General features: G+C 35.8%; 1 protein-coding gene. It reads right to left on the bottom strand.

Going from position 1 to position 1,986, the window contains the following annotated elements:
• Positions 1-927 precede the first annotated feature (927 nt).
• Entirely contained in the window at positions 928-1,632 is a 705-nt protein-coding gene (locus Q8M41_RS10280; RefSeq protein WP_305365180.1) for a hypothetical protein, read from the bottom strand.
• Positions 1,633-1,986: the final 354 nt, after the last annotated feature.

Here is a 1,986-nt window from a genome sequence, read left to right as displayed (position 1 = left end):
GAAAACCCTTTCACGAAGAACCACGAAGAAACCTCGTTGTTTGAAGCGCAACATATTTTCTATAAGTAGCTGCCTGTTTCTGGTAATAAGCTGATCTCTTTCAATTGTTAGTTAAATTGTTTCGTCTTAAAGCTAAATCCTTTCGTCATTCCGTTAAATCTTTTCGTTAAAAAGCTGACCTCTTTCGGCAAATAGCTACCCTCTTTCGCCGTATAGCTACGCTCCTTCGCCGTATAGCTACCCTCCTTCGCCGTATAGCTACCCTCCTTCGCCTGCGAAATTGGTTAAAAAACGCATATTTTGAGTAAAATGTTCAGATTTACGTGTTTGAGGTAATTTATCAAACACTGGATTACCGGCAAATCTGCTTTTAGTTAATGTTTTTAAGATCATTTTATTAAAAGAAAAGAGAAATTGTACTAAGAAAAGGGTTTTTTGGCTTAATTTTTGACGGCGGAAGATTGAAGATTGAAGATTGAAGATTGAAGATTGAAGATTGAAGATTGAAGATTGAAGATTGAAGATTGAAGATTGAAGATTGAAGATTGAAGATTGAGTATCGAAGTAAACTTTAATAAAAATACGTCGAATTTATCAAATCTACTTTTACACCAAACGTTTTGCCATCAAAGAGTCCCACGAACATACCGCTATAAAAATTATAAAATAGATCACTATGAAATAGGATAATCAAAAATCCTAAGCGAGTGGTGAAAAACTAATCAATCTAAAACTGAGAAGCAAGAAAATAATTTGATAAATGTCCGTTATTGCTTTTGTATGTCTTAATGGTTTCTGAACTTACCTCACTCTTTATTGTGAGGCGTGTTTCGTGTTAGGATAAAAATTCTGTCACAAACATGTCCGCCTCCGGCAGAGAAACACAAAGAAAAAAGTTATACAACAGTTCCACATATCAAAATTATTTTACATAAACTCTTTAAAGATGGTTTCGAAATCCTCAAGCATTTTTTCATCAAGGGTAAAGGAGACGTAATCGGCAAAATTATTTAAGACGATCAGTGAATTGATACTCACATCCTTCTTTTCAAGGTCGGCAATTTTTTTTGAAACATTATGATTCAAAATCCTGATGTCTTCGTAAATGTTAATCAAGTTGGTCATTTCCCAATCCGGCTCTCCCCCCTTCTTCCATTTTACATATTGGGCTAAAAGGTAAGAAGATAGAACTCTCATCTCAGTTTCTTCCAACGAAGCAAAAGGTAAATGTGTCGGGATTAACGGTTTCAGTTTCCCCATCACCGGGCAGCCTGAAGTAACCATACGGATACCAAGCATACTGCTTACACCTGATTGCACAGAAGTTACTTTAGAGTAATTTCTGTTCTCGGTTTCTACCGTAATCTCCGCTTCATCGAACGAATTATACTCTTGAAAAGTTTGGATAATGTCAACAAGATTTATCGCCAGCGGGCAGTATTCATGTACTTTGAGATCGAGTGCGCAATGTGAGCATCTGAAGTTTTTTAATTTAGTCCAATCCGGGAAAGAATTAGTTTTTTGGTAAATAATGCTTAAAGAAGATTTATCAACGGAGACGCGAAAAGCTTTTTCTAATCCGCTCTTTAATTTGAAGGTATAGGTGTAGTTAAGTATTTCTGTTTCTGCCATCGTAAATGCTTTTATAATTGGTTTGGAAATATAAAAATATTATCGAAAGAAAAAGAAATATTTTTTGGTGATGTGATGAAGAAAACCCCCGGATATTCTCTCTAAACTTCTACGTTTTTCCAAGACGCTGCTTGGGAAAAAAGCTACCTGCCCACCTCATTGCCGGCAGAGAGGCAGGTAAAAAGGAAAAAACGAATAATGAATATTGAACAAGGAATATCGAATGATGATCCGCCGCGGCGGATGAAATACAGATCGCTTTCACTTCGAAATTCATTATTCCTTACTCAATATTCGATATTTATTTATCGTTAACATGTTAGCAATAGTGATTCTCTAAGAGCCTAACTGCTA

The sequence above is a fragment of the Daejeonella sp. genome (genome assembly GCF_030684675.1).
GTDB lineage: Bacteria > Bacteroidota > Bacteroidia > Sphingobacteriales > Sphingobacteriaceae > Daejeonella.
The sequence above is the reverse complement of the archived record's forward strand: the minus strand, read 5'-3'. Positions and strand labels throughout refer to the sequence as shown.

Bases quoted from the DNA above. Each gene is read 5' to 3' on its own strand.
- Q8M41_RS10280 (WP_305365180.1), bottom strand. From the start codon at position 1,632: ATGGCAGAAACAGAAATACTTAACTACACCTATACCTTCAAATTAAAG.